The sequence below is a fragment of the Pristimantibacillus sp. PTI5 genome, from assembly GCF_048572955.1.
Lineage (GTDB): Bacteria > Bacillota > Bacilli > Paenibacillales > Paenibacillaceae > Pristimantibacillus.
This window is the reverse complement of the sequence record NZ_CP183886.1, coordinates 4,972,227-4,995,299: the sequence shown is the minus strand read 5'-3', so window position 1 is coordinate 4,995,299 and position 23,073 is coordinate 4,972,227. Positions and strand designations below refer to the sequence as shown.

Annotated in this window: 23 protein-coding genes; 11 read left to right on the top strand and 12 right to left on the bottom strand. The window is 50.0% G+C overall.

Annotated features, from left to right (window positions below; all coding sequences use genetic code 11):
• Positions 1-82: 82 nt before the first annotated feature.
• Entirely contained in the window at positions 83-556 is a 474-nt protein-coding gene (locus tag ACN6MW_RS22330; RefSeq protein ID WP_419872123.1) for a hypothetical protein, read from the bottom strand.
• Positions 557-787: 231 nt separating this feature from the next.
• Here ACN6MW_RS22330 and ACN6MW_RS22325 point away from each other — a divergent pair, with 231 nt between their 5' ends.
• Entirely contained in the window at positions 788-1,141 is a 354-nt protein-coding gene (locus ACN6MW_RS22325) for a helix-turn-helix domain-containing protein (protein ID WP_419872122.1), read from the top strand.
• Between the two features lie 109 nt (positions 1,142-1,250).
• Here ACN6MW_RS22325 and ACN6MW_RS22320 read toward each other — a convergent pair whose 3' ends face one another.
• Positions 1,251-1,535, bottom strand: a complete 285-nt coding sequence (locus ACN6MW_RS22320) for a hypothetical protein (RefSeq protein WP_419872121.1) — start codon at positions 1,533-1,535, stop codon at positions 1,251-1,253.
• A gap of 89 nt (positions 1,536-1,624) precedes the next feature.
• A complete protein-coding gene (locus ACN6MW_RS22315; protein WP_419872120.1) occupies positions 1,625-1,960 on the bottom strand; it encodes a YlbF family regulator in 336 nt (111 codons plus the stop codon).
• A 237-nt stretch (positions 1,961-2,197) separates the two neighbouring features.
• Between ACN6MW_RS22315 and ACN6MW_RS22310 the strand changes: the two genes are divergently transcribed.
• Genes ACN6MW_RS22310 through ACN6MW_RS22285 form a run of 6 tightly spaced genes read left to right on the top strand, consistent with a single transcriptional unit; the run spans position 2,198 to position 8,946 of the window.
• Positions 2,198-3,568, top strand: coding sequence for a YheC/YheD family protein (locus ACN6MW_RS22310; protein ID WP_419876420.1), 1,371 nt, complete (start codon positions 2,198-2,200; stop codon positions 3,566-3,568).
• Between the two features lie 11 nt (positions 3,569-3,579).
• Positions 3,580-4,794 (top strand): YheC/YheD family protein, encoded by a 1,215-nt coding sequence (locus tag ACN6MW_RS22305; RefSeq protein WP_419872119.1) that lies wholly within the window; start codon positions 3,580-3,582, stop codon positions 4,792-4,794.
• Positions 4,791-6,170 (top strand): YheC/YheD family protein, encoded by a 1,380-nt coding sequence (locus ACN6MW_RS22300; RefSeq protein ID WP_419872118.1) that lies wholly within the window; start codon positions 4,791-4,793, stop codon positions 6,168-6,170. The genes ACN6MW_RS22305 and ACN6MW_RS22300 overlap by 4 nt, the downstream gene beginning before the upstream one ends.
• Positions 6,170-7,324, top strand: a complete 1,155-nt coding sequence (locus tag ACN6MW_RS22295) for a YheC/YheD family protein (protein ID WP_419872117.1) — start codon at positions 6,170-6,172, stop codon at positions 7,322-7,324. Before ACN6MW_RS22300 ends, ACN6MW_RS22295 begins: the two co-directional genes overlap by 1 nt.
• A 1-nt stretch (position 7,325) precedes the next feature.
• Positions 7,326-7,823: a GNAT family N-acetyltransferase gene (locus ACN6MW_RS22290; protein ID WP_419872116.1), complete on the top strand. Its 498-nt coding sequence runs from the start codon at positions 7,326-7,328 to the stop codon at positions 7,821-7,823.
• Entirely contained in the window at positions 7,780-8,946 is a 1,167-nt protein-coding gene (locus ACN6MW_RS22285) for a YheC/YheD family protein (RefSeq protein WP_419872115.1), read from the top strand. Before ACN6MW_RS22290 ends, ACN6MW_RS22285 begins: the two co-directional genes overlap by 44 nt.
• Before the next feature lie 116 nt (positions 8,947-9,062).
• Here the strand turns inward: ACN6MW_RS22285 and ACN6MW_RS22280 are convergent, their stop codons facing one another.
• Together ACN6MW_RS22280 and ACN6MW_RS22275 are read right to left on the bottom strand one after the other, a co-directional pair.
• A complete protein-coding gene (locus tag ACN6MW_RS22280) occupies positions 9,063-9,656 on the bottom strand; it encodes an MSMEG_1061 family FMN-dependent PPOX-type flavoprotein (RefSeq protein WP_419872114.1) in 594 nt (197 codons plus the stop codon).
• Positions 9,657-9,743: 87 nt separating this feature from the next.
• Positions 9,744-10,421: an HAD family hydrolase gene (locus ACN6MW_RS22275; RefSeq protein ID WP_419872113.1), complete on the bottom strand. Its 678-nt coding sequence runs from the start codon at positions 10,419-10,421 to the stop codon at positions 9,744-9,746.
• A 230-nt stretch (positions 10,422-10,651) separates the two neighbouring features.
• Between ACN6MW_RS22275 and ACN6MW_RS22270 the strand changes: the two genes are divergently transcribed.
• Positions 10,652-11,926 (top strand): saccharopine dehydrogenase NADP-binding domain-containing protein, encoded by a 1,275-nt coding sequence (locus ACN6MW_RS22270; protein WP_419872112.1) that lies wholly within the window; start codon positions 10,652-10,654, stop codon positions 11,924-11,926.
• A 74-nt stretch (positions 11,927-12,000) separates the two neighbouring features.
• Here ACN6MW_RS22270 and ACN6MW_RS22265 read toward each other — a convergent pair whose 3' ends face one another.
• Positions 12,001-12,300 (bottom strand): hypothetical protein, encoded by a 300-nt coding sequence (locus tag ACN6MW_RS22265; protein ID WP_419872111.1) that lies wholly within the window; start codon positions 12,298-12,300, stop codon positions 12,001-12,003.
• 155 nt (positions 12,301-12,455) lie between these two features.
• Here ACN6MW_RS22265 and ACN6MW_RS22260 point away from each other — a divergent pair, with 155 nt between their 5' ends.
• The gene (locus ACN6MW_RS22260) at positions 12,456-13,220 is read left to right on the top strand and encodes a tryptophan-rich sensory protein (protein WP_419872110.1); all 765 of its coding nucleotides are present in this window, start codon (positions 12,456-12,458) and stop codon (positions 13,218-13,220) included.
• An 82-nt stretch (positions 13,221-13,302) separates the two neighbouring features.
• Positions 13,303-14,091 carry an archaetidylserine decarboxylase gene (gene asd, locus ACN6MW_RS22255; protein WP_419872109.1) on the top strand — a complete coding sequence of 263 codons (789 nt, stop codon included), beginning with the start codon at positions 13,303-13,305 and terminating at the stop codon, positions 14,089-14,091.
• 86 nt (positions 14,092-14,177) lie between these two features.
• Here the strand turns inward: asd and ACN6MW_RS22250 are convergent, their stop codons facing one another.
• From ACN6MW_RS22250 to ACN6MW_RS22240, 3 genes are all read right to left on the bottom strand, one after another.
• Positions 14,178-15,038 (bottom strand): IS3 family transposase, encoded by an 861-nt coding sequence (locus ACN6MW_RS22250; protein ID WP_419876248.1) that lies wholly within the window; start codon positions 15,036-15,038, stop codon positions 14,178-14,180.
• A complete protein-coding gene (locus ACN6MW_RS22245; RefSeq protein WP_419876514.1) occupies positions 14,933-15,328 on the bottom strand; it encodes a helix-turn-helix domain-containing protein in 396 nt (131 codons plus the stop codon). Before ACN6MW_RS22245 ends, ACN6MW_RS22250 begins: the two co-directional genes overlap by 106 nt.
• A gap of 115 nt (positions 15,329-15,443) precedes the next feature.
• On the bottom strand, positions 15,444-16,229 hold the full coding sequence (locus ACN6MW_RS22240; protein ID WP_419876419.1) for a helix-turn-helix domain-containing protein: 786 nt from the start codon (positions 16,227-16,229) through the stop codon (positions 15,444-15,446).
• A 206-nt stretch (positions 16,230-16,435) separates the two neighbouring features.
• Between ACN6MW_RS22240 and ACN6MW_RS22235 the strand changes: the two genes are divergently transcribed.
• On the top strand, positions 16,436-17,734 hold the full coding sequence (locus ACN6MW_RS22235) for an aminotransferase class I/II-fold pyridoxal phosphate-dependent enzyme (RefSeq protein ID WP_419872108.1): 1,299 nt from the start codon (positions 16,436-16,438) through the stop codon (positions 17,732-17,734).
• A 136-nt stretch (positions 17,735-17,870) separates the two neighbouring features.
• Here ACN6MW_RS22235 and ACN6MW_RS22230 read toward each other — a convergent pair whose 3' ends face one another.
• The 3 genes from ACN6MW_RS22230 to ACN6MW_RS22220 all read right to left on the bottom strand — a co-directional run bounded on the left by ACN6MW_RS22230 (position 17,871) and on the right by ACN6MW_RS22220 (position 23,009).
• Positions 17,871-19,118 carry an ABC transporter permease gene (locus ACN6MW_RS22230; RefSeq protein ID WP_419872107.1) on the bottom strand — a complete coding sequence of 416 codons (1,248 nt, stop codon included), beginning with the start codon at positions 19,116-19,118 and terminating at the stop codon, positions 17,871-17,873.
• Complete coding sequence (locus tag ACN6MW_RS22225) at positions 19,118-19,867, bottom strand: ABC transporter ATP-binding protein (RefSeq protein WP_419872106.1); 750 nt, start codon at positions 19,865-19,867, stop codon at positions 19,118-19,120. The genes ACN6MW_RS22230 and ACN6MW_RS22225 overlap by 1 nt, the downstream gene beginning before the upstream one ends.
• Before the next feature lie 193 nt (positions 19,868-20,060).
• Positions 20,061-23,009, bottom strand: a complete 2,949-nt coding sequence (locus ACN6MW_RS22220; protein ID WP_419872105.1) for an S-layer homology domain-containing protein — start codon at positions 23,007-23,009, stop codon at positions 20,061-20,063.
• Positions 23,010-23,073 lie beyond the last annotated feature (64 nt).

Here is a 23,073-nt window from a genome sequence, read left to right as displayed (position 1 = left end):
CCTCCGTCCAACTTGCAAAGCTATTCCCTTATTATAAGGGAAAGGAAGGTACAAGTCATGCCTCTCCCGATTCGTCGCATGCCTAAAGCTGCCATTGCAGCAGCACCTGCCCGACCTTCAGCTTTCCGTCTACGGGCTGCTCATCCTTGCTCTTGAATCTCCATTTCTTGAACAGCTGCTGAATCGTTTGCATGTTCACGGCGTCCTCCGCGCCGGACATCACAAAGGCCTGCCAATCATATTCGATCGGAAGCGGGTAACGCAGCGCTTGGATGAGAAATTGGTTCAATTCGATCGATTGCGCCGGTATTTCATCATATATGCTGGAAAACAAAAAAGAGCTCTGTTCGCTATATGGCCTGGAAATAGAATCGGATTTCAGATCGAGCACATATTCAACGATTTGGGTATGCGGATTAACGCGGCAGCTAAACGAACCGCGTGCCGTAACAGCCTTATCGACACGATGAGATAAGCGGTAGGTGAATTGGACAAGGAAGGGAACATTATTATAATAAGCACGGACTTTTCTGAAGAAATCGAATTCGTCAACCACTTTGCCATCCTCCTCGCGTCAACATTTTCGACCTCTATTATCCTACCACCAATCGTTTAATTGGTAAATTGATCCTTTAAAGGTAATCATAATAGTAGAATGATACTTTTTTACACAATTATAGTAAAGAGACCATCTTTTCGTCAATGACTATAGTCGCTTTTTTGAATATGCTCTATAAAGCGTTGTTGACGGACTGTTAAAGTTCTATCGTTAGGCTGAGGTGACAATATGAGTGAAATTGCGGGGCTTGTTGGTGAAAACATTCGCCAGCTGCGAAAAAAAAGAGGGCTAAGCCAGGAGCAGCTTGCTTTGCGCGCTGACATAAACGCTTCCTATATGGGACAAGTGGAGCGCGGCGAAAAAAATCCGACGATCGACGTACTCAGCAAAATCGCGCATGCGCTTCAAACGCCGCTGGAGAAAATCGTGAACGTCATATCCCCTGCGGATGCCGCAGATTCGCCTGAGGACGAAGGCTACGCGACGAAGGTTGTTCATCAGATGAACGGCCTAAGCCTAAAGGAACAGGAAGCCGTCTACCGATTCGTCAAGCAGCTCGTTCAATTTAAAGAAATACAATAATCGAAACTATGACCGATATGTTCATATACAAAAAAAAGAAGACCCGCTGGTTTTTTGTCCGGCGGATCTTCTTTTTTTTAGCTAACACGCTATGCCGCTTTCCCACAGCCTATCCGCGCGCTCTTCTGGATGAATTCGCTTTCTGCAACAGCTTCTGTTCCCATAGCTGAGCCTTTGCTCTCTTAATGCGGGCCAGCTCTTTCCTTTTCTCTTCGCTCATAACCAGCGCGTTGACATTCGCGATGACGATCAAAGAAGCAAACAAGAGCCACACCAGCCCGAATACGCTCATCAAGCTCCACGGCGCGCTCAGCTCCAGACGTGGAAGCGCATATACGAGCATCGCAAGCGCTATAAGTAAATACAATACATGACGGGCTTTTCCGGAAAACATGCCTTCAGCTCCTTCACAGAGTCTTAAGCGGCAAATCATCTTGTCCGCATTACCATTCTATGAAGCAGGGACAGGTTATATGTCTTTCCTTAATCAACGATTGACTTCAACACATCGGACATTATGCGGTTGACATCCTCGAACACGACCGCGAAGCGGCGCTCGGCATCGAGCAGCTTGCCGATCAGCGGGTTTTGCGAGATGACCTCGTAGAGCTTGTTCATCTTTTCCATATCCTCGGCGGACGGCTCTTCGCCGGCCATCATTTTCTGCTGCAGGAAGGTTTGGCGCTCGCGAAAATCATCCAGCATGCTTTTTGCCTCGGGATCGGCCTCCGCTTCCTCTTTGGCAAGCTTCAGCAGTTTTGCTTCTTCGCTTTCTTTAAGCGCTTTGGCTAATTCATAAGCTTTGTCATATACATTCATCCGTCTCTCTCCCATTCATGAAGATTTATTTTATTAAGCCTATTGGATCAATCCTGCCGCCTCACAGATAGAAAAGCCCAATCTCTTTTGGAAAAGCTAATGAAAACAGCACAAGCATCCGGCCCGTTTCGGATTCACAAAGGAATAGATGTCCTCATATGATGAAGTAATTCGTGTAAAACACCTAAAGGCCGCTAACCACTTACCGTCATCCTCCTGCTTGGAAGGAGATTTATGATGCTCAAATCGAAAGTAGCCGTACAGGTGATCAGCTCCGGCATGCTTCCGGAAGATACGCTTATGCTTGGCGAAAAAATTTTAAAGCAGTGGAAAATTCCTCAAGGCCAGCACATCATTTTGAAGTTCGGTGCTTTTCGGCAGCATGTGAAGATCATTCCTGTCGCAAAGTACGATGGAATGAGAATGAGCCAGAGCTTAGCCAGACTGATGGGATTAACAAACGGCACAGCCATTCGACTGCAATACAAAGCCAGCACAGCTACACTTGTTATGGGGCCGTTGATCGGTGTGCTCGTCAGCCGTGATTACCCGCATATGCCGGATAAACCCTTTGGTTCCATTACCATGTTTTGCAGGGAGCTTGTTGAAGCCTGTACGGCGCAAGGCGCATTCGTTTATTTTTTCACGCCAAACCAGATCGGCACTAGTTTCGACTATCTTGACAGCTGGATTTATTCGGACGGCTGGCGCAAGGTCACCATGCCTGTTCCCGATGTCGTCAATAACCGTCTTACCTCGCGGAAATTGGAGAATAGACCCAGCGTACAACATTTCATGAAAGAAGTAAAACTGCTGCATCAGACGACCGTTTTCAACGAAAAGTTTTTGGATAAAACCGAGGTTTTCGACGCGCTGAAAAAAGATGAGTCCTTAGTCCGCTATTTGCCGGAATCGCATTTGCTGCGTAACTACACGATGCTGAAATCGATGTGTTCCCGGTACAGCAGCGTATTTCTCAAGCCGGTTCGCGGCAGCTTAGGCAAAGGCATCATTCGGGTTACCCGACTCGAAGCGGGCAGTTATCAAGCCATGTTCGCAACCGCAGCGGGCACCCGCAGGCAGCAGTACACCAGCTTGCTCCAGCTGTTCTCGACCCTATCCGTAAAGATGAAAACGGTGCGGTACCAAATTCAGCAGGGGCTGCAGTTGATCGAGATTCAGAAACGTCCTGTTGATTTTCGCGCACTCGTCCAAAAGAACGCCAGCGGCAATTGGACGATCACGTCCATTGTAGCCCGAACGGCCGGGAACCATCATTTCGTCTCGAATTTGGCGCGCGGCGGCACGCTAAGCACGGTTGGCGAAGCTGTTGCAAAATCCAATCTGCAGTCCGGGGTCAGCAAGCAGGACGCGGTTCATCGGCTCCAACAGGCTGCTCTTAATATCGCAAAGGGCGTGGATACCCAAATCCCCGCGCACTTTGGCGAACTGGGCATCGATCTTGCTATGGATACGAATGGACGCGTATGGCTGCTCGAAGTGAACTCCAAGCCTTCCAAAAACGATAATACGCCTCTGAATGAAAATAAGATTCGCCCGTCTGTCCGCATGATGATTCAATATTCCCGATTTTTATCGGGCTTTTAACGGAGGCTCCCATGCAGGCTCGAATGGTCATTCTCGGAATTGTCGTCGCTTCGATAGCCCATGATCGCGATTCAAAGCCCGTATTGCCTGAGCCCTCCTTCTATGGAGCGCTCAGCGCTGCAGGCAAGCAGTTCGGAATCGATGTTTATGTATTTGCCGCAGATGGGCTTCAGATGCCTTCGGAGCAGCTCTTTGGCTATCGCTCGGAGCAAGCTGGCTTTACGCGGCAGCCCGTGCCGCTGCCCGATATCGTATATGACCGGTGCTTTTTCACCGGTGCAGGCCAAAGACTGGACTGCCGCCGCATGCTGAGCAAGCTGGCCCGGCTCAAACCTTATCGGCTGCTGAACGGGACGCTGCCTGCAAAGCTTGAGGTTTATGAGGCGCTGAAAGAGCATGCCGTGCTGGCAAAGCATTTGCCCCATACGCAGCCATTGGCGGATGCGGCGCAGCTTCTGAAGCTGGCTGACCATTTTAGAGGCGGTGTGATCCTTAAACCCTCGTCAGGCATGCAGGGCAGGGGCATCGTCCATGTCGCGCGCTGCCCGCTTGAGCGGTCTACCCTGGTTAAGGGCCGCAGCCGCCAAAACCGTTCCTTTACGGCTGCTTTTACGGAGGATCGGGCTTTTAAACAATGGATCATGGACTTCGTTAAGCATACCCCCTATTTAATACAGCCTTATTTAGAGCTTAGCGGAGAGGATAATAAGCCGTTTGACGTGAGAGTCCTCATCCAAAAGGATGAAAAAAGCAGCTGGTCGGTATCGGGAGCTGCGCTGCGTACGGGTCAGGCGGGCACCTTAACGTCCAATCTGCACGGAGGCGGCGGGGCATATCCAGCCGCTCAGCTCCTTTCTGCCAAATTTGGCAAGTCTAAATCCGAACGTTTGCTAGAGCAGATCCATACAATAAGCAAGCAAACAGCAGAACGACTGGAAAATAATTTCGGCAGACTTGCCGAGCTCGGATTAGATTATGGGATAGATAAGAGCGGCCGGCTATGGCTGCTCGAAGCGAACTCCAAGCCTGGTCGCTCTTCCTTTCAAATCATAGGCGACCAAGAGGCCGAGCGGCTTTCGATTGAAAGACCGCTTTTATATGCACGCTCTCTGACTAGGCGCTTATCACCGTCTTTTGTAGCCAATGAATCCGCAAACGGCCGTCTTCATCATTCAAGCACCGACAACCTATTACGGCCTTTCAACGTTCAGGAGGTTCATCGATGAGTTTGACAACTTGTAACGTACATTTCTCGCAGCAATCCAATAAAATCGTATATCTGTCCAGCCCGCTGTTAAAGCAGCTGAAGCTCTCCGGCAAAAAGTCGGTACACCTCAAGCTCGGCAATGAGGTGATCGTGGCTGAGATCAAGCAGCTGAAACGGCCCGGCAATCACCTTTATTTATCCGCTGGCGTCCGCCAATCGATTAAAGTTCCGAAATCAGGCAACGTATATGTGCTTACTACCGGTGAAAACGAGGTTCAGCTTGGGCCGTTAGTCGGCATACTGAGCGATAACCCCACGCGTTCCGAAAGCAATCCCTTCGGTCCGCGCACCGGGTTCATTAAGCAGGTTATCATGACCGGCGAGTCCAAAGCTTACCTTTTCGGTTTCACGCCGAGCGACATCAACTGGCAGCAGGAAACAGTAAACGGCTACTTTCTCAATTCGCAGGGCGGCTGGTACCGCAAAATCGTGCCGCTGCCGGATGTCGTCTACAACCGGCTGCCGAGCCGGAAAGCGGAAACGTCCGCTTCCATTAACGCTTTGCGCGAGCGCTTCGTGCGCCGCAAAATCCCTTTTTTCAACTGGAGCTTCTTCAACAAAGCCGATGTTTATAAGCTTCTCGATAATGATCCGGAAGCCTTGAACCATTTGCCGGAATCCGTTTCCGGTCCTACAGCCGAGAAAATAAAGGAAATGCTCGAGAAGCATCAGTTTCTTTATTTCAAGCCCACGGCAGGAAGCCTTGGCGCAGGCATCTACCGCTTGACTTATCATCCGAAACGCGGCTATTTCGCACGTTACCGCAAGGGCAGCCAAAACGTGCTGCTTCGGTTCACTCATTTTAACAGCCTCATGCGGATGCTTCAGGCCAAACACGGCAGCAGCTTGACTCATTATGTCGTTCAGCAGGGCATCCGCCTCGTCGAAATCGACAACTGCCCGCTCGATTTCCGCTTTCATATGCATAAGAACGGAAATAACGAATGGATACCCGCCGGCATCGGAGCCAAAAAAGCAGGCCGAGGCAGCGTAACGACGCATGTCAAAAACGGCGGTTCGTTGATGACGCCGCAGCAAGCGTTAAGCAAGACGTTCGGATCGGATGCCGATGCCGTGCTTGAAAAAGCGAAGCTCGCCTCCATCAGGCTTTCGGAAGCGATCGAGCGAAACTACCCGCACCGCCTCGGCGAGCTGGGGCTGGATCTGGGCATTGATAAAGACGGGGAAGTATGGATGTTCGAGGCTAACGCCAAGCCCGGCCGTTCGATCTTCAAACATCCGGCGCTGCGTTCCGAGGGGCGTGCTTCACTAACCTATATTTTAGAGCACTGCATGTACCTCAGCCGCTTCCATGACCAGGGAGGTAATAGCTGATGGACAGTATGCTTCCCGGAGACTCGGATACCAGAGAGCAGCGCGCCGGTAGAACCGTACTCGCCATATTGACCATCGAGGATGACGTTCAGCTTTTTCGCGGCAACCGCAGCAACTTTGTTGATATCATCCGAACCGGCCAATCCATGGGCTTTATCGTCTATGTTCTGACCGTAAAAAATTTGCTGCTCACAAAAAGCAGCCTCAAAGGCTTTGTTTACAACGAACTCGAGGATGCGTGGCAGCAGCGGCTGCTTCCTTTTCCCGATATTCTCTACAATCGGATCCCTCTGCGGGAGGATGAAATCCAGCCTGCGGTCAAGCGAAAAATTATTGCCTGCCAAAAGCATCCGCGCGTAACCCTGTTTAACCCGGCATTTTTCAACAAATGGGATCTCTTCGAATGGCTTCGGCTGTCGAAGAGGACCAAACCCTATATTCCTACGACGCGCAAGCTGATTACGGTAACGGGTCTTGGCCAGATGATGCAAAAGCATTCCTATCTCTATTTAAAGCCCGAGAGCGGAAAAGCCGGCAAAGGCATAATGACGATTAAGGTGCATGCCGAGAAGCAACTGCCCTACCGGCTGAAAATTCAAGAGAACAAAAAAAGCGCCACCTACAACTGCTCTACGATCTATAAGCTTTGGAGCCGTATTCAGAAACAACGCGGACACGAGGCCTATATTGCGCAGCAGGGGATCAAGCTCGCCTCCTTCAATGAGCGAAGGTTCGATCTCCGTGCGCTCGTTCAAAAAAACCAGCGCGGCCAATGGGATATCACCGGTATCGGCGCGCGGATTGCCGGCGTTTCCAGTATTACAACCCATGTTCCGCGCGGCGGGATGATTGAGGATCCCGAGAAGCTGCTTATTCATTCATTTAATGAAGAGCTGGGGCGTAAACTGCTCATAAAAGCAAAAAACACCGCTGTTCTGATCGCGAAGCAGATTGAACAGGCTTCCGGCCAGCTGCTGGGCGAGATGTCCATGGATTTAGGCGTAGACAGCGATGGAAACATGTGGTTTTTCGAAGCCAACTCTAAACCGATGAAATTCGATGAACCGCATATCCGAAAAAAATCGCTGGAACGCATTTTTCATTACGGTGCTTACTTGGCTAGATTAAAAACAGAAAAAGCGGGAGGCGCATAACATGGATCTAGAGCTGCTTACACCGGAAGCGTGGTTAGCGGAACAAAAGAGGCTCATTGGCTTTTCCATACGATTCGGGGATAAGCGGCTTGCGGTATCGACCATCCATGCGCTCCGCAAGCTTGACCCCGCTTTGCTTGAAGAAGGATCGAACCGGCCCTGCGGCGCGGTGGCTGTCATTGCGAAACATGGCAGCCGCATCGTCGGCTTTGGCTTTGCAGAAGCAGGCGGCGATGCCGCTTGCATGGTCGTCGTTCATCCGGAAGCAAGAAGCCTCGGGATCGGCAGCGCCCTCGTTCAGGCCATGATCCAGCGGTTAGGCAGGCTCAGTTGCAATGTTGCAACCGATAATACCGCAAGCATGGCACTTTGCTTCCGCCTAGGCATGACTGCCGTATCCATGCACAGAGGCCCAACAGGCAAACCGACGCTTCGTTTTGAAAGGGGAATCACGAATGACACAGCCCGTCCTAGGCATCCTGACTTTGTACCTCAATGAAGCCGGGTTGCTGGAGGAGCGATCCGTCTATCAAAAAATGACTTCCGCCGGACGAAAGCTAGGACTTAGCGTCTTCGTATTTACGCCGAAGGATGTCAATTATACGGAAAATAAAATTCATGCATGGTTCTACGAGCCAGACTCGAAAACGTGGTCGCGCAGGTGGACCTCTTTTCCGAATATGATCTATGACCGTTGCCGGATCCAGCGTACCTACCGCTTCGAGCAGCTTAAGAAATTCCGCAAAACGTATGGCCATCTTACTTTTCTTAACCGTATGCTGCGCAACAAATGGACCGTTCACCGCACCCTTTCAAAGGATGACCGCTTTAAAGACTATTTGCCGGCCACCAAATATGTCGACAACATTCAAATCGTCACTGAATTCCTTCGGAAATATCCGCTCGTTTATCTTAAGCCGATTAACGGCACGGGCGGCAGAGGCATACTGCGTATCGAGAAGCGGAAGGACGGACTGCTTCATATCCAAGGCCGCGACCAAGAAAGACGCATTATCCGACCGCAAAATATTTCATCAGCCGGCCTAAGCAGTTACTTAGCGCCATGGGATTTAGAAAGCAACCGGTATATTGCCCAGCAGGGCATTCAAATAAAGCTTGCCAGCGGACGCGTGCACGACTATCGGATGCTCGTCCAAAAAAACGGAGAAGGCGCATGGGAAGTAACAGGATGCGCGGGCAGAATCGGCGCCGCCGGCAGCATTACGTCTAATTTACACGGCGGCGGTCATGCCGAAACGATGAGTAATTTACTGAATGAATGGCTGCGTGACGAGTCCAAGGCTGAGCAGGTTAAGCAAGAGGCTGAAGAGCTCGGCGTAGCGATCGCAGCTTATTTAGAGCTCAACTACGGCAGGCTCTGCGAGCTTGCGCTCGATTTGGCAATCGACCGTAAAGGCGGCATTTGGCTGCTTGAGGTTAATCCGAAGCCCGCTCGGGAGGTATTCGCGCAGGCTGGCGAGAAAGAGGTCTATCGCAAAGCTATCATTAGGCCGCTCGAATACGCGCTCTGGCTCTATAACCAGAAAAAACGCAAGAAAGCCAAGGAGAAGCCGGCAGCCGTGGCAGACAACCGCCCAGGCCTTAAGTACGACGCTCATTAACATGCGGATGAAGCATCCCTGCTAAAAAATAAACACCGGTTAAGAAGCTGCGCATGCGCGGCCTCTTAACCGGTGTTTTAATAGTTGTATCTGTTAAAGTCGGCTAGACGGGGAAGCTACTTCAAGTCATAGCCGTTCATTTGCAAATGCGCCTTGAACATCTCTTTCGTTGACGGCATGTCATCGGCAGCAGGCCATGTTTGCGCATCCCATATCCCTGATTGCTTAAGGGCCCTCGGACAATGGATGAAGCATTCCTGAACCTCTACCACGACGGCAAGATCCGCTGTTTTACCGCTCCATTCCATCTTATCGATCAGCTCGGCGTTCCGGGTAATCGAAGCGCGGCCATTGATGCGCAGCACCTCCTGCATGCCCGGAATAAGGAACACCATGCCGATTTGCGGATTTTCCAGCATATTCAGCAAGGAATCGATCCGGCGATTGCCCGGACGCTCCGGATAGATAAGCCTGTGATCATTCAGCGCCTTCACGAAGCCGGCCTCATCACCGCGCGGCGATGTATCGCATCGTCCCGCAGCATCCGATGTCGATAAGAAAAATAGGGGGGATAAGGACAAGAAGTGCCTAATATGGTCCTCCATTCGCGAAACGCTCTTCTTTACAACCGCTTCATGCGGGGTGCCGACGATCTCTTTTAGCTGATCGGCGGTCACAATCAAATCGTTATTCCAGCTTGCCTGAACCACAGTCGCGCTCCCTCTGCCATTGACCCTAATCGACAATGTGACCGGTTATCGCAGCCCATTCATACTTTAGAGCCCAGGCTTGTTCGTTTATTTCTCCAGCAGTCCTGCAAGCTCGCGGAAATCGGTTATCAAAACATCAGCCCCGTCAAGCTCCGCCGCACGTCCGTACGTCGCATACGCACAGCCTATGGTTTGCAGTCCGTTTCCTTTGCCCGCTTCCACATCGGAGGAACGGTCGCCGACCATCCAAGCGGATTGAATGCCATGATCCTGAAGCAGACGCGCAACGAGATCAACCTTGCTGGATGTCGCATATTCGCCGGCGCTGTAAAGACCGTCAAACAGCCCGTCAATCCCTTTATAACAGGCGACGCCCTTCACATAGTCCTCAAGGCCGTTGCTGGCCACAAACAGCTTAATTCCGCGCGACTTCAGCTCGCGCAGCGTCTCCTCCACATGGGGATACAGCTCGCCCTCTCCCCCTGCCAAGCCTTCCAGCTCATACTGCAGCAGTAAATCATCGGCTCTCTTCCGGGCGGCCTCCGTGCTGTCTGGCATGACTTGACGCCATATATCCTCCAGAAGCATCCCTAAGCAGCTAAGCAAACGTTCTACTGGCGGTGTTTCATGCACGTACAGCCTTTCCTCCCGAAGCGTTTCGAACACGCGGTGATGGACAGGCACAAGCAGCGTATCGGTTTCGAACAGCGTGCCATCCATATCGAATATTACCGCCTCCGGCAATCGAAGCTTAAGCTCACTCATGGTTAAATCCTCCTTCAAAGTCTGCTCTTATCATACTGGAATTCGGGAAATAATCGCAACCTTCATCTAGGCTGATGGAGGCGATACAAACAGCCTCCCTGCTTCAGCCCACTGGTGCCACTCCTCGCCGCGGCACATCCAATTTGTGTCTTTGGCACGGAAAGAATGCTGCTGTCAGTCAAGCAGCTGTCCGCGTATGCTGACAGCAACGGAAAGGAGTTGATCGTATCATGGCAAAAAACAATATCGTTATTACGCTGCTTGGGAGCAGCGGAGGCGTTGGCAAGGCTGTGCTGGCTCTTTTGGACCGGGTCGTGCAAGATGAACATGCCCCGCTCCACAAAGAATTAGCAAACGGCAAGATCCACTGCGTGGATGTAAAGCCGCAGCAGCCCGATGAAATCAAGGCTTATTACCCTCGGCTGGAGGGCAGGCTTGAGTTTCATCAGTTTGACCTGCAGGATGCGGGCAATTTCAAGCTTCATCTGATGCAAACATCAACCCGTCTAGTCATCGACGCGTCTTGGGCAGATACATTAAGCATGCTTGAGTGCTGCAATGAGCTTGCCGTTGCTTACGTGAATACCGCTTTAGAGAGCACGGAGGTGGATGAGCTTACGGAGCTTGAAGGCTTCACGCTCATCGAACGTTATTGGAGGTTAAAAGAAAAAAAACACAGTTACTCCGGGCTGCAAGCCATCCTCGGGTCGGGAATGAATCCGGGCGTCGTGCAGTGGATGGCGATCTCGCTTATGAAGGAGCAGCCAGACAAGCTCCCGCTGGCTTGCTACATTGTGGAGACCGACGACAGCTTTTATGCCGATCGAACGCTGCTTAAGCCAAAAACGGTCTACAGCACATGGTCACCCGAATGTTATTTGGATGAAGCGATACTGAACTATCCCATGTTCGTCAACCATCACCGCGCCTTATTTCTTTATGAGCCCGTTTATGCGCAAACCTTCTTCGTTCGACTCGGCCAACTATGCTTTGAAGGCTGCCTGATGCCGCATGAGGAAGTACTATCGCTTGGCGAGCGCTACCCTTTCGAGATCGGTTTCCTTTATAAGGTCAACGAGGTCACGACCGAAATTCTGCATGATCATTTGGATAACCCGGATGAGCTCTGGGATTGGAACCACCAGCTGCTTGATCCGCGCGACGCAGAGCTCGAAGGCTCCGATCTGGTCGGGGTACTCCTCGTGTACGAAGATCATGAGCGCTATTTGTACAATGTGATGCAAAATAAGGAGATTTTTGATTCATACGGGACAAACGCAACCTATTTTCAAGTGGCATGCGGTCTTTACGGCGGCATATGCACTTTGCTTCTAGAAGCTATGCCTAATGGGGTTCACTGGGTTGACGAGCTGTCGGACGCGGAATTAATCGCCTACGGCAATTATGTAGCTTATTTCATGAAGCCGTTCATCCGGGGCACAAATGCCGGCACGGACGGATTGCTTCTCCAGCGTATGCGGACAGCGGACGAATCGAATCATTGACTGGGGCTTGGTTATGCAAGCCTCTGCCTCGCGAAGGAGCTATCCGCCGGTTCTAACACCGGCGAAGTTAGCTCTTATTTGGGGCCGAATAAGTGAACCGGCAGCATGGCTATTCTTGCGAGCGCATAGGGACCCAGATAAGCGCCGCTTAGGAGAAAGGCCGGATTTTTGAACACGCGGTGCACTTCCGTTACAAATACGGTGTCATGCACGAGTGTCCCCGCTACGGCATCCGCTGCCGTAACGAAAAACAAAAAAGACGCCGCGACCGCTAGGCCATCGAATATGCGGCATGCATATCTGCTCCATTTGCTAATCCATGCAATAAAGACGGTTCCGGCTGCCAGAGCCGCACCAATCATGACCATCATCATTTTTCTTCACCTCTATTGGCAGGTTCGGTTATTTAAGGATGCCTTAAACCCCGGTTCCGTTTTTTGAAAGCAGCATAACGTGAATAAAAGAGGACGCGATTGTTTACATATGATACAAGAGCCTCAAGCGGATTCCAAGAAATGGAGGAATAGACATGAAAAACAGTTTTCGATGGTTAAATCTAATCGGACTCGTTATTATGCTTGTCGTCAATGGACTGGCGCAATGGCTGCCGATTAACGGCAATACAACCGGAGAATTATCGGCTAAATATCCTGCGCTGATTACGCCAGCGCCCTATGCGTTCACGATATGGTCCGTGATCTACCTGCTGCTGATCGGTTACGTCGCTTATCAGCTGCGTCCGCAAGCAGCTAACAGCAGGATCGCGCAAAGCATCGGCCCTTGGTTTCTAATCAGCTGCCTGCTTAACGCGGCTTGGATAGTCGTTTGGCATTACGAAAAACTGGCGAGCAGCGTATTCGTTATGCTTGCCCTGCTGCTGTCTCTCTTTGACATTTATAAGGCCGTTAGAAAAGACAAGGACACGCCTACGCCTGGCGAGCGATATTTTGTAAGGCTTCCGTTCAGCCTTTATTTTGGCTGGATCATCACGGCAACCATCGTGAACATCACGGTCGCATTATCCGCAGCGGACTGGAACCGCTTCGGTTTATCCGATGTCATCTGGACCGTTATCCTGCTTGTCACAGCGGCTCTGCTCGCTATCCTTATCGGTTTTGCGTATCGCGACCCGGCATTTATCCTAGTTTTCATCTGGTCCTTCATCGCAATCGCGGTCAAAGGAGGGCAGCAAGCCGATGTCAGCGTTGCCGCATTCATCCTCTCGGCACTTTTGGCAGCCGTAGCCGTCTATGTTTTTATCTTGGCAAGTAAAAGGAAAGCAGCTGCATATTGAAAAATAGAATCGGATATGTCACACTGTGTGGTGGGTGTTAGGACTAATAGCCCCATGCAGGAAAGGACGTGACGGTTCACGTATGATAAAATGGCTGCTTCGTTCCATGACAGAATTAAGCTCGCGCAAATGGATATCCCGCATAACCGGAAAATTCGCCCAATCAACGGCCAGCCGCCGCTTTATATCAAGGTTTGCTTCAACTTACGGCATCAAGATAGAGGAAGCAGAAAAACCTCTTTCCCAATATAAGACGTTAAACGAGTTTTTCACTCGACGGTTAAAGCCAGGGCTTCGCGAAGTTCATGAAAGCGAGGATTCGCTTGTCAGCCCCGTTGATGCCCTGATTACGGGAGCAGGCGCCATAAACAGCGGTACGATTGTCAACGTAAAAGGACAGGACTATACGATCGATGAGCTGCTTAACCGTTCGCCCCGAACGGCTAATTACATGAACGGCTATTATATCGTCCTCTATTTAAGCCCTACCGATTACCATCGTATCCATACGCCGGTCAGCGGCCGCGTCGTGGAACGCGAGCATATCGCGGGCAGAGTGTATCCGGTTAATGATTTTGGCCTTCGCCATATGCGCAGGGTGCTTAGCCGCAACGAGCGGCTTATAACCTATATGCAGCACCAAACAGGAGAAACGGCTGTCGTTAAGGTCGGCGCGATGAACGTGAGCAGCATCCAATATGTGCAGCCGCTGAAGCCAGAGATGCTCAAAGGCGAAGAGCTTGCCTATTTCGAGTTTGGTTCTACCGTCGTACTGCTGCTGGAGGATGGAAACTTCACGCCGCGCGCTAACGGCTTGCTTGGCAAGAAAGTGCGCATGGGCGAGCGTCTTGGTTCTCTGCAAGGCAGCTAAAACACGTCATGCCATTTCGGACTGCAAAAAAAAAGCCCGCCCCCTCATGGTCAAGACCCCATATAGCGGACACTGAATAAAAGACCCTACCTAACAAGCTGGAGCCGGTACTGAATCGGAGCCAGCTTGTTTAGTTTTCTTTGTGGACGCTTATTGTTGTAAAAGTGTATATATTCTTCAATTCGGCTTTGTGCTTCTTCTACTGATCGAATATCATAAGGATAGAGCGCTTCTGTCTTCAAATGCGAGAAGAAGCTTTCCATTGAGGCATTATCGTAACAATTGCCTCGCCTGGACATGCTGATTTGGGCGCCAACCTTTGGCAGCATGTCGTGGTAATCGTAGGACGTGTACTGGGACCCCTGATCGCTGTGAACGATCAGCCCAGCCACGTCCTTTTCCTTTTCAAACGCCTTAGAGAACGTCTGTAGAACAAGTTGCTTGTCATTGTGATGACTGGTTTGGTAAGCGACAATTTCGTTCTGACACAAATCTTTAATGGCGGAGAGATACAACCAAACATCACCAATTCGATACTGTGTGACGTCAGTTACCCATTTTTGATTGGGTGCTTCCGCTTGAAAGTTACGTTCCAGTATGTTCTTCGTAACGCGATCACCAATGTTCCAGCTTCGAGTACTGTGATGGTATTTACGACGTACTCTAGAGCGCAGCTCCATTTCTTGCATGAGCCGGAGAACCTTCTTATGGTTCATCCACACGCCATGATCTTGGAACATGAACAATTGAATTTGGCGGTACCCATACACGCCTCTATAGTATTCAAAAGTGTCACGAATTAACTGTTTATCCTCCTTATTCTCATCTGTTTTCAGTCGCTTCAAGTATGCGTAGAATCCACTTCGGGAGACACCGATTTCTTTACAGAGTTCTTTGACGCTAAAACCTTCACGAAGTTCGCAGACGAGCCGATACTTCTCTGGTATACCTCCTTCTTCGTAATTTCTAACCACTTTTTTAGGACAGCGTTCTCCATCTCCAATCGCTTAAGATAACGTTCCTGATCCTTGTACTGTACTCGTCTGCCTCGGTGTTCCATAAGTCCATATTCGCCTTGCTCTTTATACTTCCTCATCCACACCTTTAAACGCCCGATATCTGCGATCCCAAGCTCTTCCGCTACCCTCTGCTTGGTCATACCTCCATGTCGTAGCTCAATAGCCTTCTTCTTCAATTCAAAACTATACTTCTCAAATTTCTGTCCTTTTCTCGCCATAACGAAAAGCACCCCCTATAGTTTCATCGGTTTAAACACCAGGGTGTTTTTACAATGTCTACTATAAGGGGTGCACTTCATCATGAAGAGGGGGCGGGCTTTTCCGTTCATCCGATTATCTAATCTCAGACGGGCTCCGGCCCGTGTACTGCTTGAACTGGCGGCTGAAAAAAAAGATATCGCGGTAGCCCAGAGCATCGGCTACCTCCGTTACGTTCATGCCCGCATGCATAAGCAAATGCTGCGCCCGCTCAATTCTCGTGCGTATCATATAGGTTTGCACCGACATGCCGATCAGCTCTTTGAATTTCATTGAAAAATAACGCGGCGACAGCTGGGCGCGCATCGCCAAATCCTCAACGCGGTGAGCGATACTCGGGTTTTGGCGCACGAAGTTTGCCACTTCATGAATCGCCTCCGTCAGCTGGTTGCTTGCCTTTTTCTCAACGGGAAGCTGCTTGTCCTCTCTGAGCAAATGAATCATCAGCTGCTTCAGAACGAGCTGCGCTTCTTCCTCTGCCGCATAGGTTTGAACAAGAAACAGCCTGACGTAACGTGAAAGCATATATTCAAAATCGACGGTGTCATGCAGCTGCCTATACCGGTTCGGCACTGCCTCTATCGTTTCATTGACGGCAAAATGAATATAAGATAATACCAGCGGCCGCTGGGGATTATGCGTCGCGCTTGTGTAATCGCCTGGCCGAAACAGAAAACAGCTTCCCGGACCAACCTCGTACGGGGTACCGTTAACCTCAACCTCCCCTTCACCGCTCCACACGTAAAATAAGTCGAAATTGGCCATGGGTTTCTCGCGTCTCGCCCATCGCCAGCCCGGCTCGCATACGATTTTGGCAAAGGCAGGCAACAGAACGAAGGAATCCGGCGAAATGTGCAGCATCATGCAACCTCCTGTACAAATCTATGCCGTCATCATACAACAGGCGCAAACTTTTGTGCAAGCAGGCTAAAGTTACGAAAAAATTTGCTTTGAGAATGGTTTGCAGCTTAAAAAAAATGTTATAATAGCACCCGACAAGCGAAAACGGCTCAGGCCTGCTAATACACAATACAAATGAATGATTTCGGAAGGATGGAATAAAGTCCATGAACCCACTTGCTCAGCAGTTAAACGAGACGTTGAAATCGGAGAGTCCGAACGTCTATGCGATGTTGTCAGCCTTAGGCAAAGCGATTTATTTCCCGAAAGAGGGCATACTCAGTCAGTCCGCCGAAGCGAAGACCAAAGCAACTAAATTTAACGCGACTATCGGAATTGCAACAGAAGGCGGACAGCCGATGCATCTCAAGGTGATCCAAGATACCCTCTCTGCATACAACCCTAAAGATATATATGAATATGCACCACCGGGCGGAAAGCCAGAGCTTCGTGCTGCTTGGCGTACCAAGATGATTAAAGACAATCCGTCCCTTGAGTCAAAGGGCTTCGGCACGCCGGTCGTTACGAATGCATTGACGCACGGCCTGAGCATCGTAGCCGATTTATTCGCGGATGCCGGAGATGCGGTTGTTATCCCGAATAAGAACTGGGAAAATTACGAGCTCACTTTTGGTATACGGCGAGGTGCCGAAATCGTCGAATATCCGCTTTATAATGATCAAACCCGCTTTAACAGCGCCGGATTGCGCGAGGCTTTGCTCGCTCAAAAGGACAAAGGAAAAGCCATTGTCCTGCTTAACTTCCCGAATAACCCGACAGGTTACACGCCTGGCCCTGAGGAAGGCGAAGAAATCGTCGCAGCGATTCGCGATGCCGCTGAAGCCGGAATCAATGTCGTGGCCGTAACCGACGATGCTTATTTCGGTTTGTTTTTTGAGGATTCCCTGCATGAATCCCTATTTGCTAAGCTTTCCGACCTTCATCCCCGCGTTCTTGCCATCAAGGTGGACGGCGCGACGAAGGAAGAGTACGTTTGGGGTTTCCGCGTAGGTTTTATTACTTACGCATCGAGCTCGGCTGGCGTACTTGCCGCGCTTGAGCAAAAAACGACAGGCATTATACGCGCAACCATTTCCAGCGGTCCTCATCCTTCGCAAACATTCGTATTGCGCGCCTTGACATCGCCTGAATTCGAAGCCCAAAAAGCGGAGAAATACGATATTATGAAAGGCCGAGCAAACCGTGTTAAGGATCTTCTCGACAGCGGACGCTACGGCGACGTTTGGGACTACTATCCGTTTAACTCCGGCTATTTTATGTGCTTGAAGCTGAGCGGCGTTTCTGCAGAAGCCGTTCGCGTTCAACTGCTTAACCAATATGGCATCGGGACGATTGCCCTAGGTGAAACCGATCTTCGAGTGGCTTTCTCCTGCATTGAGGAAAAGAACCTCGAAGAGCTGTTCGATACGATTTTCAAAGCGGTTAATGAATTAATCGCGCAATAAACATCGTTCAATCCAAAAAAACCGTGATTGCGGCTTGTCTTGAAGACAAGGCTGCGATCACGGTTTTTTTAATAAGATTAGAGCTTCATCTGCATGTGCGATGAGGCTTCAGCCGGACATACATCCGGCAGCAGGATCAATCTTCATCCTCATCCAGCATAAGCTTCTTCCGCAAACGCCCAGGCCGTATGGCGAGGTACGCAAGCGTTAAAGCCGCCGAAGCGAGCGAAGGCATAAACATGCCCGCAAACGCCAGAGGCAAAGCTGCAAAAAGCCATAACAGCGTCGAACACAAAAGCATAGCCAACCGGTCGACCTTCAAAAACTGCTCGATCCGCTGCTTTTCCGGCAAGGGATAAACATGCTTCCAAACCGAATAGCGGTGAACATGGCGCAAGCCGCTTAACTGAACGGCAATCAACCCCATGAAAATAAAAAATACAATTATGCTGCCATAGCCGGATAAGGACACCGCCTCTGCAAACCAATAAATGATCAAGCAGCCGAGGAGGAGCAGCCGAATAATCATGCCGCCCATTTCCGTTCTGAGCAGCGAAGCCGTATAGAGATAAACGAATGTATTGAAGTTCGCATAGCGCGCCGTACGGAGGAGCCATGAGATATAAGGCCTTTTGGCGATACTTGAGGGCAGCGTTGGCACGTCGATGAATAGTCCGAAAAAGACATAATAGCGCTTCCGCGTTCTAGCTTCCTCATCGATCAGCCTCTCCCAAGGCATCCGATGCTTGCTCGGCAGGCGGTAAAGCAAGACGTATAGAACGCCGAGCAGCAAGGTAAACCCAGCTGCCTGCCAAAGCAAGCTTGTCAGCCAAGCCGCTATAGTCAAAGCTGTAAAAGCCCAGCGCATCAGGCGCATCAGGCGTCTCATGCCCGGCCATGTCATCCGGCGCTCTCTCCATGCTCCCCACACATTGGCTGCTTTCATCACAACAGCCATAATGGCAAGCGCCCATCCTCCGTTAACGGCCGGTCCTTGCAGATAGATGGGAAGGTATAACAGAAACACGGCTGCAGCTAGAAAGGTACACGCAATCGTATTATAACGGAAGGACAAGCGTAAATAACCAGCCATTTCCGCTTCGCGCGGCATTAAAAAGACGGTATCGCCCGCGGCAAGCCAGGTACGGAGCGGGCTCCAGCACAGAACGAGCGTTAAAGCGGCAATCCCGACAACCGCAAATGGAAAGTCGGCGGGAACGTGGCGAATTAAACCGATGTAGCCGATGGCCGAAGATATAATGAACAAAGACATAAATGCCGGAAAACCGCTTTGGCCCATGTAGCGAAAATAGGGTAACGCTTCCTCGCGGAACGCTTTCGCGCGGCGATGCCACAACGTTTCAAACTTTCGATCATGGCTCATTAAGCATGGCCCCCAGTAACGAGCTTATAGAAGGCATCCTCCAACGAACCGCCTCGCATGTCCATTCCAGCCGCTTTCCTGACATCCTCCAGCGTGCCTAAAGCAACGATTTTACCGTGATGCATCACGATAAACCGATCGCAATACGCCTCGACCGTAGAAAGAATATGCGAGCTCATCAGAATGGCTGCCCCTTTTCGCTTCACCTCTACCAGCCGCTCCAGCAACGAGCGGATACCGAGCGGATCAAGCCCGAGAAAAGGCTCGTCTATGATATATAGAGGCGGCTCCGCAAGCAGCGCATTCATAATCATGACCTTTTGTTTCATGCCCTTCGATAAATGGGAAGCGAAGGCTTTACGCTTGGGTACCATTTGAAACTCTTTTAACAACTCATCTTCCCGTTGTTCATATTGGCTGTCCTTCACGCTGTAAGCCATGCCCGTTAAACGCAGATGCTCCTCAACCGTCAGTTCATCGAATAGCACAGGCGACTCCGGCACATAAGCAAAGGCCGCGCGGTATCGTTCCGTTTCCTGCTCCAGAGTCACGCCGTCAATTCGAACATCCCCGATTTGCGGCTTCATGAGGCCCAGAATATGCTTAATGGTCGTACTCTTTCCGGCGCCGTTCAGACCGATTAAACCAACCATTTCGCCAGCCTTCACCTCAAAGGAGATGTCATGCAGCACGGGTCTTCTCGGACTATAGCCGCCGGTTAAACCGTTTACCTGTAAAATGGACTCCATCCTATCACCTTCAACAATGCAATTTAGTATTCGCTATTAAACAGCATACCGAAATATCCGGCTAATATCAAAAAAGCCATTTTCAAGCGTTCATCGGGACGCACTCCGATTAATATGCAATGCAAGATTCGTGATCCCGATAACGAGAAAAATGGGCAGCCATCGGCCGCCCATTTCCCTGTAATATTACTGCTTATTTAGAAAGCAAATGATAAAGCACCTGTGCCACCTGGGCTCTCGTAGAAACCTCCCTGGGGCTGAGCTTCGATTCGCTGCCGGCAATCACGCCGCCTTCTACGAGCGATTTAAAGGCGTCGCTTGCGTAATCGGCAATTTGTTCCGCATCGCTGAAGCTAGACACGGAAACATTCGCGGTTGCTGCCGGAAGCTCTCCCAGCACGTCTAACGAACGGTAAAGGAGTGCGAATAGATCTTGGCGCGTAATTTCACGGTTGGGCTCAAATGTCGAACCGTCAATGCCGTTCGTTATGCCAAGGCGTTTCGCCGCGCCAAGATAATTCGTGTAATAGGCATCTCCTGCATCCGTGAAATTGTTCGCTTCGTTCTCATTCGGCGTAATGCCGTAAGCTTTCAATAACAATACAATGAATTGTCCTCGCGTAACAGACGCATTAGGGCTGTAATGCTCTTCGTCCGTGCCTTTTGTAATGCCCCTCGCTGCAAGGAAGCCGACTGCATTCTCGTACCAAGCCGTATCCGCTACATCCGTAAAGCTGACTTTGTTGTAGCCGACGATATACTGGGAGAAATGCGACGTCGTAAAATCTACCGTTCCTTTCGACTCGTTATAATAGCCGCGGATCGTTTCCAATCCTGATTCGGCAACATAGTATACGACAACCGCATGAGGATCTTCTCCCGCCTTCAGCGTATAAGGCACGCTGACTTGAAGCGGGCTGCCGCCAAAGGTTGTGATAGGGCTTAAACCTGCAAAGACGGAGAAATCATAAACCGGGCGGTCGCCCAAAACCTCCTTGCCTTCGTCAGTCAACTCCACTTTCGAGACGATGATGCTGATATCTCCCGTTTCTGCTGCTTTGCTGATACTGTCAACAGCTTCTGGCCCAAAAACGACCGTTGCGATTCCATAGTTAAGTTTCAAACCGGCGTTAGTGCTGGAAGCAGCATCGTTAAATGCGCTTCTAGGAATGCTCAGCTCAACCGATTTGGTTTCAGCAGATGCTTCTACCTTTAGCTCAACTACCGATGATTTGCCGGCAGCTTCCGCTTTTTTTGCTTGCTCTACCAAGCTTGAAATCGTAGTGGCAGACGCTTTGGCTGCCAATGCCCCTGTTGCGGAGTCCGCAATTGCAGGCACGGTGGCTGTCGGAGCCGTTCCGTCATTGTCACCGCCTATCGGGGTGGTCGGCGCAGGCGATGGTGACGAAGTCGGAGCCGGCGACGGCGTAATCGGACTGCTTGGATCCGTGTTGGCCGGCACGACGATTTCAATCGATTGCCCTGCTTTATAGAGAACGGCAGTCGGTATTCCTGTGGCATTTGGTGTCGGACCATTGTAACCGGCTTTTGCGGCATATCTTACGTTATAAGTACCAGGAGCCAGGTTGGTGATAGCGTCGCCTGTTACGCTCTTGTATTCCGTATCGGATACGAGCTTATATTCCAAAGCCTTGTTCGTTGTACCCGTAATTTTTCCGTCCAGCTGAGCTGAAGTCGTCGGCGGCACAGCCGTTAGGCCGGTTGGCACGGCTTCCACTCTTGAAAAAAGGCTGTCCAGCGCGTTGGTGTAGTTTCTGTGGTGGATGCCGGTACCTGCGCTGCTTACATAATCAGGCTGAATACTCGTCCATGTATACATTAATTCGATGTGCCCAAGGATCGGCGCAGCCGTTCCGTCTGCATTTTTGTTGTTTTTATTGTATTGGAAGAAAAATGGAACCTGCAATCTGTCGCCTTTAATGACATTTCCGTTCGCGTCCGTGTAGCTAATGACGGTAGGCGGCGTCGCTGCGTTGTTTTGGGTTTTGATATTCGTTAGATAGTTATTAACGATATCGACATATAAACTAGCGTACGGATGATTATTCGATCTAACCTGAAGCGTCTCGTTTTTATGCGGGATATTGCCCTCTTTGGCAACGTCAACGCCGCCGTCCAGCTTCGTATCCCATAAATAAACGGTACCTACGTTATATTTTTTGGCATACTGATTGATGAACTTTATGGCCGCTCTCGTATTGGGGCACCAAGAACCGCCAAATAGAATCGTATAATTGCCGTCACTCTCTAAAAGATTTGTCAGCTCGTCGTAGGTTACGTATTTATAAACGACGGATTGGTCGCTGTCATTAAAAATCTCGATATTGGTTGGAGTCGCTGATTCTATATTCGCATTTTTATTATAAGCGGTCTTAAAAAACTCAAAGTAATCAATCACATCGTCATTCGTCGTTTTGATTCCATTCACTTCCGTCGTAATAGAATCAAATACCAGTCTTACCTCCGATTTATAAGCCTCTGCCTTGGCAGGATCCAAATTGCCATTTGTCAAATAGTCGTTCCAAACCTGTTCCGTTTGTACAGCATCCACGATGCGTTTATTTGTACCGTCGTAAACGAATAGAAAAGGAGCATCGATTTTCTTTACCGCTTTTGTAATATCAGACCCATCTTGATCCTTTGCAGGGTAACTGACTGTATCTGCTTCAGGGAGGATCTCGTTAAGATTTGTTAAATATTCATGGATGACGTCTACATATTTATACGCATATAGATTGCTGCTGTCAGCAATCTCAAAATTTTGGCCGTCTAGTTTTGTATCGAAATTATAAATGGTATCTACGCCATATTCTTTCGCTACTTGATTAATAAAGCCAATATTCGCCTGCGTGCTTTCACTCCATGCCCCGCCAAACAAGACAACATAGCTGCCCTTGCTATCGAAAAGATTAACAAGCTCCTCGTAATTCAAGGTTTGAAAAACGTGATTCTCATCATCCAAGTGCTCGTAAACCTTGCTGAAATAATCAAAATGATCAGTCCCGTTTAGTACTGCAGCTTCCGCTGGATTGGCATTAACGACATTAACAACAGGCAAAATTAGCAATGCTGACAGAAGAAGCGCTAGAAGCCTTCTCGCTGTGTTCGATTTAGTTTTCATATTATCTCCTCAATTTCATCATATTTCTGCGGTAATAACCGTGCGAACTACGCATTCTCCACCG

Coding starts and splice junctions, on each gene's coding strand:
- ACN6MW_RS22325 (WP_419872122.1), top strand. CDS start 788: ATGAGTGAAATTGCGGGGCTTGTTGGTGAAAACATTCGCCAGCTGCGA.
- ACN6MW_RS22320 (WP_419872121.1), bottom strand. CDS start 1,535: ATGTTTTCCGGAAAAGCCCGTCATGTATTGTATTTACTTATAGCGCTT.
- ACN6MW_RS22315 (WP_419872120.1), bottom strand. CDS start 1,960: ATGAATGTATATGACAAAGCTTATGAATTAGCCAAAGCGCTTAAAGAA.
- ACN6MW_RS22310 (WP_419876420.1), top strand. CDS start 2,198: ATGCTCAAATCGAAAGTAGCCGTACAGGTGATCAGCTCCGGCATGCTT.
- ACN6MW_RS22305 (WP_419872119.1), top strand. CDS start 3,580: ATGCAGGCTCGAATGGTCATTCTCGGAATTGTCGTCGCTTCGATAGCC.
- ACN6MW_RS22300 (WP_419872118.1), top strand. CDS start 4,791: ATGAGTTTGACAACTTGTAACGTACATTTCTCGCAGCAATCCAATAAA.
- ACN6MW_RS22295 (WP_419872117.1), top strand. CDS start 6,170: ATGGACAGTATGCTTCCCGGAGACTCGGATACCAGAGAGCAGCGCGCC.
- ACN6MW_RS22290 (WP_419872116.1), top strand. CDS start 7,326: ATGGATCTAGAGCTGCTTACACCGGAAGCGTGGTTAGCGGAACAAAAG.
- ACN6MW_RS22285 (WP_419872115.1), top strand. CDS start 7,780: ATGACACAGCCCGTCCTAGGCATCCTGACTTTGTACCTCAATGAAGCC.
- ACN6MW_RS22275 (WP_419872113.1), bottom strand. CDS start 10,421: ATGAGTGAGCTTAAGCTTCGATTGCCGGAGGCGGTAATATTCGATATG.
- ACN6MW_RS22270 (WP_419872112.1), top strand. CDS start 10,652: ATGGCAAAAAACAATATCGTTATTACGCTGCTTGGGAGCAGCGGAGGC.
- ACN6MW_RS22265 (WP_419872111.1), bottom strand. CDS start 12,300: ATGATGATGGTCATGATTGGTGCGGCTCTGGCAGCCGGAACCGTCTTT.
- ACN6MW_RS22260 (WP_419872110.1), top strand. CDS start 12,456: ATGAAAAACAGTTTTCGATGGTTAAATCTAATCGGACTCGTTATTATG.
- asd (WP_419872109.1), top strand. CDS start 13,303: ATGATAAAATGGCTGCTTCGTTCCATGACAGAATTAAGCTCGCGCAAA.
- ACN6MW_RS22245 (WP_419876514.1), bottom strand. CDS start 15,328: ATGGCGAGAAAAGGACAGAAATTTGAGAAGTATAGTTTTGAATTGAAG.
- ACN6MW_RS22240 (WP_419876419.1), bottom strand. CDS start 16,229: ATGCTGCACATTTCGCCGGATTCCTTCGTTCTGTTGCCTGCCTTTGCC.
- ACN6MW_RS22235 (WP_419872108.1), top strand. CDS start 16,436: ATGAACCCACTTGCTCAGCAGTTAAACGAGACGTTGAAATCGGAGAGT.
- ACN6MW_RS22230 (WP_419872107.1), bottom strand. CDS start 19,118: ATGAGCCATGATCGAAAGTTTGAAACGTTGTGGCATCGCCGCGCGAAA.
- ACN6MW_RS22225 (WP_419872106.1), bottom strand. CDS start 19,867: ATGGAGTCCATTTTACAGGTAAACGGTTTAACCGGCGGCTATAGTCCG.
- ACN6MW_RS22220 (WP_419872105.1), bottom strand. CDS start 23,009: ATGAAAACTAAATCGAACACAGCGAGAAGGCTTCTAGCGCTTCTTCTG.